The sequence below is a fragment of the Flavobacterium sp. genome (assembly GCF_024642105.1).
GTDB lineage: Bacteria > Bacteroidota > Bacteroidia > Flavobacteriales > Flavobacteriaceae > Flavobacterium.
Genome location: NZ_JAHEBT010000015.1, coordinates 1 through 6,866 on the forward strand (window position 1 = coordinate 1; position 6,866 = coordinate 6,866).

Annotated in this window: 5 protein-coding genes; all 5 read right to left on the minus strand. The window is 37.5% G+C overall.

Annotation, left to right across the window (positions count from 1 at the left end):
- Positions 1 to 64: 64 nt before the first annotated feature.
- The 5 genes from Q0L65_RS03810 to Q0L65_RS03830 all read right to left on the minus strand — a co-directional run bounded on the left by Q0L65_RS03810 (position 65) and on the right by Q0L65_RS03830 (position 6,724).
- Positions 65 to 1,194 (minus strand): IS3 family transposase gene (locus Q0L65_RS03810; protein WP_296683673.1). Its coding sequence is split into 2 segments (ribosomal slippage): positions 65 to 942 and positions 942 to 1,194, totalling 1,131 coding nucleotides; the frame shifts between segments, so codons are not numbered across the junction.
- Between the two features lie 550 nt (positions 1,195 to 1,744).
- Positions 1,745 to 2,200: a hypothetical protein gene (locus Q0L65_RS03815; RefSeq protein WP_296683676.1), complete on the minus strand. Its 456-nt coding sequence runs from the start codon at positions 2,198 to 2,200 to the stop codon at positions 1,745 to 1,747.
- Positions 2,201 to 2,206: 6 nt separating this feature from the next.
- Positions 2,207 to 2,617 (minus strand): helix-turn-helix transcriptional regulator, encoded by a 411-nt coding sequence (locus Q0L65_RS03820; RefSeq protein WP_296683679.1) that lies wholly within the window; start codon positions 2,615 to 2,617, stop codon positions 2,207 to 2,209.
- 3 nt (positions 2,618 to 2,620) lie between these two features.
- Positions 2,621 to 3,127, minus strand: coding sequence for a hypothetical protein (locus tag Q0L65_RS03825; RefSeq protein WP_296683680.1), 507 nt, complete (start codon positions 3,125 to 3,127; stop codon positions 2,621 to 2,623).
- 147 nt (positions 3,128 to 3,274) lie between these two features.
- Complete coding sequence (locus tag Q0L65_RS03830) at positions 3,275 to 6,724, minus strand: PKD domain-containing protein (RefSeq protein ID WP_296683692.1); 3,450 nt, start codon at positions 6,722 to 6,724, stop codon at positions 3,275 to 3,277.
- Positions 6,725 to 6,866 lie beyond the last annotated feature (142 nt).

Genomic DNA, 6,866 nt, shown 5'->3' on the forward strand with positions numbered 1-6,866 from the left:
GGTAAGCTTCCCTTGAACAGTAACGGTTATAGATAGAGTTCCTGGGTTAAATGTTAGTACTAAGTTAGTTATCTATTTGAAAAGTTGGGTATAAAGAATCAATAAAATCTTCCTTACATTGTTTTAAAAGAAAATTACGAGGAGAAAGATTAGAAAGAGAAGCATGAGGTCTTTTGTGATTATACATGAATAACCACTGGTGTGCAGTAGTTTTAAATGTGTCGATTGAGGTAAATAAATTCATGCTGAGTACTTCTTCTCTAAAGCTTCGATTAAAACGTTCAATATAGCCGTTTTGAGCAGGTTTTCCTGGCTGAATGAAGGTGAGTTTCACATTGTTATTTTTACACCAATCAGAGAGCCTTTCTGCAATAAATTCAGGTCCATTATCCACTCGGATTTTCTCTGGTAAACCTCTCCACACTTTTAGGTTTTCTAGCTCTGTTATGACTCGTTGGCTGGTAATCGATTTTGACGGAACAATCGCTAGTCCTTCACGATTGAAGTCATCTATAATGTTTAAAACACGGAACTTTTTGCCATCACTTAGGTTGTCTTGCATAAAGTCCATTGACCAGTGTAAATTGGGTATTAAAGGTTGTAATAAAGCCTGTTTTTCACGTCTAGGAAGGCGTTTGCGACGCTTTGAACGAAGGTTTAACTTCATCTCTGTGTAGACACGATAAGTGCGCTTGTGGTTCCATTTTTTACCGTCGTTTCTGAGGTAATGATGCATCATCCAAAAGCCCCATCGATAATGCTCATCCGCAAGGTTTTGCAAAGCGTCAATGATCTGGTTGTCATCTCGGTCAACGGCCTTGTAATAAAACGATGAAGCACTGATTTGAAGCAAATTACACGCCTGTCGGACACTCAGGTGGTGTTGCTCGATTAAAAACTCACCTGAACTTCTTTTCTCCGCAGGCTTTAGAGCTTTTTTTCAATCAGATCCTTGAGGGCATCTCTTTGTAAACTCACATCAGCAAACATGCGTTTTAAACGTGAATTTTCCGCTTCCAACTCTTTTAAACGCTTTAAATTGGTAGCATCCATGCCGGAATACTTCTTTTTCCAACTAAAAAATGTCGGCTGGCTGATGCCTTGTTGACGACAAATCTCGCTGACCGACATGCCAGCGTCTTGAAGTTTTAAAATCGCAACGATTTGTGACTCCGTAAATTTTGAATTTTTCATACAATTTTTGCTTTACGGACTCTATTTCAAAACGTTTCAGTTTTTGGGGAAGCTTACCTTATCAGATAGAACATTATTAAAAACTATATTCGAACATGATAATTGTATCGGGATAAAAATATATCATAGAGGAAATGAGCAAGACCATTTTTCGAAAAACATTGCGATTTCACGCCATTTTACGAACAAAACAAAACTTAGAGACAAAATTGTTACGTTTGATCAGCACGCTGTTATTCCTCAATCTTGATAATAAAAGCCTGTTTATTTGTCCAGTTTTTAACACAATAAACTGGACAAAAATCCCTCATATTGCATTATATAACAATGTCTAAGTAAAATCATTGTAAATTCCTTTAAATAGTATGTGAGACTTGTTATTATATATAATTACCCAACAGAAATTTTACGAAAAACTTGTGTAAATCATATACCGTTATGTAGAAAAAACACATGACAGAAAATTCTGTATTGATAATAAAAAAGAACCCTAATTGCAAACCAAAAAGACTCAAAATATTTTATAGTATACCAACTGGTCCTAAAATATTTATTTCCTAATCTTCAATAAATCCTCAGGATTCACTACTGGCAAGAAGTATTTATCTCGGAAACAAGTTGAACTAAGTTCATTAGCTAATAATGCTCGAGCGTGGCTGTATGCAATTCCATGGATTTGAACTAAAAGTTCATTTGGTAGATCAAATCCTCCGTTAGTTTCATTTTTAGTCTTTTCTAGACCTTGTATAAAAAAACTCGTGCGTCCATTATGTTCAACTAACATTTCGTTATCTATGGTGTTAAACAAGGTTGAGCTAATATCAATTGTCATTGTAGATTTTAATGCATCGATATGTGCCGTGAGATTGATATTTATAGCTGCTTTTTTAGACGCAAATAATTCATCTAGAATTTCCTCATTAATTTCAACAAAACTAAACTTAGTTGATTGAATCTTAGTAATTCGATAACCTAATGTTAAATCCTTTTTTTCGACTTTGCTCATTTTGATTTAAATTCGTTTGTAGTTCAAGGTTGAAATCAAAGGCTCCAAATAAATAATTTTTGCATCATTACCGTTTTGATTCATGTCTTTAAAGTTTGTGGTGCCTTTAAAGTCATAAAAGGTAATGCCATTCACTAAATCATTCGATAAGGAGGAACGTTTCTTGGGCGTCGTTATAATATCACTTTCCAAAACAACTTCTAATTGTGTTATACTCTTTAACGTTAGGTTGTGTAATCCAGAAAGAAGTTTACTAATTTCTGATTCACTTTTACCCAAAGCTTGTGCTAAGTTTTTTTGCTTCCAGCCTTTTCTTTCAAGAATTTCAAAAACTTGTTGAGATATGTCTAAATTCTTAGATATAAATTGCTTATTGTCAGCATTAATCGTTTTAGATTTTTCTTTTATCAGTCCCATTTTCTAAATTATAATATCTGTTCCTTCTATTTGAAGTAATTCAAAACCATCTTTACTTATTGTAATTGCTCTTTCAGTAATCAATGAATCAATGCTTTGAACAAGTTTATTTGCTGAATCAAAAAAAGTTGAAACAATTGGACAACTTTGAGCGGAGGAAACTTCTTTTGTTTTAATTCCACCATTAAATAATATGACAATAGAGTCCGTTACTCGCATGCAATATAGCCGCAAGTTTTCGGTATAGTCTATTTCGACAAATTTTGATGGCGGTGGTAAGGCGTCTGCTTTTTTCTCATGTCTAAAGTAATTTTTATTCGCACCAATTTCGTTACCAATCTTTTCCAACCATAAAATAATATCTGCAAACTCATCATTCACAGCTAAATTATTTTCATGTTTTTGAAAAAAATCTTCAAATTCACTTACGGGTTTATGCTCAAACTGAACGGTATAATAATTAACCTTTTGGAATCGATCAACGTGTTTTATTTGTGCAAAGATATTCACTTTAGAGTTAAGTTCAAAGAAAATTCACTTTTAAATTAAGTTAACTAAGGGCGTTAGTTACTACTAAATAAAGTTAATTAAAGAAACCATCTGAATATCTTTTTTCTAGCGGAATATAAAAGAAAAATTCTTAAAACACTCAAAACCCTACCTCACCAAACTCACACTTCCACACACCTCAAAGACCTTCTCAAAACCAGTCTCTACAAAACTGATTTTGTAGGTGTATACGCCATCTTGTGACATGCTTGGGCCGTTTGGTGTTGAAATAGTACCATCCCAGCCTTTGCTAGGGTCACGGCTTTCAAAAACCGTTTGGCCCCAGCGGTTGAAGATTTGGAGCTGGTAGCTGGAGAGGCTCAGGCTCGGAGAGAACACAGGTAAAAAGATATTATTGAGCTCACTGCCATTGGGCGTAAAAGCGTTGGGTACATAATAAATAGGGTCTTGCTCAATTTGTATGATTTCAAAAGTAGAGTCAATGCAGCCATTGGCGTTTTGTATGACAAGCGTAACTAGGTAGTTGCCTGCTCTTTCAGGGAAGGTATGGATTGGTGAAAATACAGTACTGCTTTGTGCATCATGGCCAAAGTCCCAAAACACACTCGTTGCGTTTTGCGAGGTGTTTTGCAGCAGCGTAGTGGTCTGAATAATAGGCAGTGGGTTGTTTTGCACCGTAAATGAAGCTATTGGGTTTTCTTGAATACAAACACCGTCAAGGAAGGTGCTGGTTGTACTGCAACCAAACTGATTGATCGCCGTGAGGCTCACATCATAGCAACCTGGCTGGGTGTAGGTATTGCTCAGCACTGAAGCCACACTGCTCGTGACACCATTACCAAAAGCCCAGTTGTAAATGGTATTGGCTTCTACTTGGTTGTTCGCAAAAGCAATGGTTGCAGGCAAACAGCTTTCCCAACTCGGGATGCCGAAATCTACAACAGGCGAAGGGTTGACGATTAGGTGTAAATTCAAAATAGAATCGCAACCAAACTGGTTCTGAAAAGTGGTGCTAGTGGATGTACTGCCATTCAAACTCTGCCCATACCACACATACGGCAATTGGCTTTGGCAGATTGTTACCGTATCATAAGATGCGTGAGTAGGGTTTACTGCAAGGTTGTATAGGTAGTCATAAGCACATACCGCCGCATTGGGCACAAATACATACGTAAAGCTGCCACTCTGCGCACTCGAAAAAGCTGGGCTCCAGGTACCCGCAACTCCGTTATCTGAAATTAGGGGCAAAGACAGGGCTTCGTTTTGGCAAATGGCGCTTGGCAAACTAAAAGTAGGATCATAAAGCGTAGACACCACTATGGTTTGTTGCGCAGTAATGGGGCACTGGTTGGCGTCTGGTGTAAAAGTATAGGTTGTGGTGGCTTGGTTATTGAATGCCGGCGCCCAAGTGCCTGCTACACCGTTATTAGACACCAAAGGCAAGGTAACCGTTGCGCCTTCGCAGATGGAATCTGGTAAAGAAAATAAAGGGGTTGTGGGCGAATTAATGCCAATGGTAACACTACTTTGTAACGGACAAACAACTCCTTGATTTGAAACACTTATACCGGTACTACTCGGCGTAAACGTATAACTTGTGGTACTTTGGTTATTGAATGCAGGCGTCCATGAACCAGCAATACCTTCATAAGAAACCGCAGGAAAGTTCAAAGTAGATCCGATACAAACCGAACTCGGTAAGGCAAAGCTAGGACTGAGTGAGCCAACAATCGTAATGTCATGGGTAATAGAAGCCGGGCAGCCGCTCATTACTGTGTAGGTGTTGGGCGTAAAATTGTAGGTACCGCTTTGTTGGCTATTGAAAGCAGGCACCCAAGTGCCTGCAATGCCGTTGGTGGCTTGTAAAGGCAAGCTGTAGTTGGCACCTTGGCACAAAGAATCTTCTAAAGCAAATATAGGTTGGGTCTGGGGAATGATATTCACTGTGTGCTGTGCTGGTGTGGGGCAACCAACTGCAGGTGTGGGCGCTGTGGGCGTCCATATGTAAGTAGTAGTGGTTTGGTTGTTAAACGCTGGTGCCCAAGTACCAAATGCACCGTTTTGCGTGGCCACCGGGAACACCAAATTGCCATTGACACACACGTTAGAAGCAATATTAAACGATGGCGTAGAATTCGGCACAATGGTTACCGTCAGCTGAACAACCTGATTACAAGTGGTGTCGTTGGGTGTAAAAGTATAGGTAGTAGTTTGCTGGTTATTAAAAGTAGCAGGAGACCACGTACCCACAATATTATTTAAAGATGTTGTTGGCAACGTATAACTCATGCCCTGGCAAAACGGCCCAACGATCCCAAAATTTGGATACACAATTTCTGTGAGGCTGATCGTAGAATCATTGGAAGTGTTGTTCGTGAAATTACTCTCAGGGTAAACACCCAATTGCGTGGCATTCTGGTTCACCACCATACTCAAGGTAAACGGGCTTGAAATACCCGTTGGGATAGTTACAAGCGTGCTGAGATTAAGACTGTCACCCATTAAAATATTGGAAGGCAACAAGACCGTAGAGATTAGCGTTGTATTATTCACAAAAACCGAAACCGGCGTGCCCGCCAATAGAGTGTCATTTGAATTGATGTTGTAAACCGTGTAATCTAAAGTAAGGTCCCGGTTCTGGCAAATATCTTGCCCAGTGATGCTGTCCAGTGAAATTGTGGCATCTGGTAGTTCAGATGGGATGGATGTGATGATTGTTGAGATAAAAAGTGGTAATATGGAATTGGCAGTTAACAATAAATTAGTGGCGCCAACATTAATATTATTTTGTATTGAATATGTATCTACATCCATATTCCAACTTGAAAGACTGCCAGTGAAACTATTTGAACTGTTGAATGGGTTATTTAGCGGGTTTAAAGCATTGCTGAGTTGATTATTATTTACAAATATGGATTGACCAAAGTAATAATTTGAGCTTCCATTATAAGCAATGTAACTCATTTTTGCACCAATAGTATTAGTGACATTTAAATTTGAAACCGAAAGATTTATTTGAGATAAATTAAAAGCGTTACCAAGCAATCTAAATCCATTGTAAATATTTAATTGTTTATTTGTGATAGTGGGATTTGAATAAATAACAATTAGGTTCCAACCTGCAAAGTAAATTCCGGTATTGTAATAATTAGTTTGATATGGATTTAAATTGAAATTAGAAACTTGATAAATCCCATTACCGGATGCTTGTACGAAATTTGTGACTTCTTTGACTGCTGAAAAATATGGAACAGGAATACCAGAAGGTGTAATGTTGGCGTAATTGATGAAATCAGGCGTAAAATTTGTCCCGTTTAAATTCAAATTTATTCCAATACCATCGGAAATACCGGACCATATTAAATACGCTGCAACAATATTCTGACTTGGACTTAAGTTTAATGATGCTGAAGAATTAATTAACATACTGCCAGCAGGTGGATATAAATAACTGTCTACTGGATTATGTGAATTACCAATTATGACATAGTCATAAGGTCCATTAAATTGTTGATATAACGTATGTGTGACAGACGTAATTTGTGTGTAAACTATCTGAGATTGAATAATAATAAAGAAAAAAATAAATTTTGACATAACGAAAATCTTCATTACTTATGTACGTCGTCAAACTAAAGTGAACTTTTCACTAGTTGGAGTTTCGTGTTGATTCAAAACTATTTATTTTTATTTGATTTTCAAAACTTTGCCACAAAATTGATCTCTGATATGCTTTTCT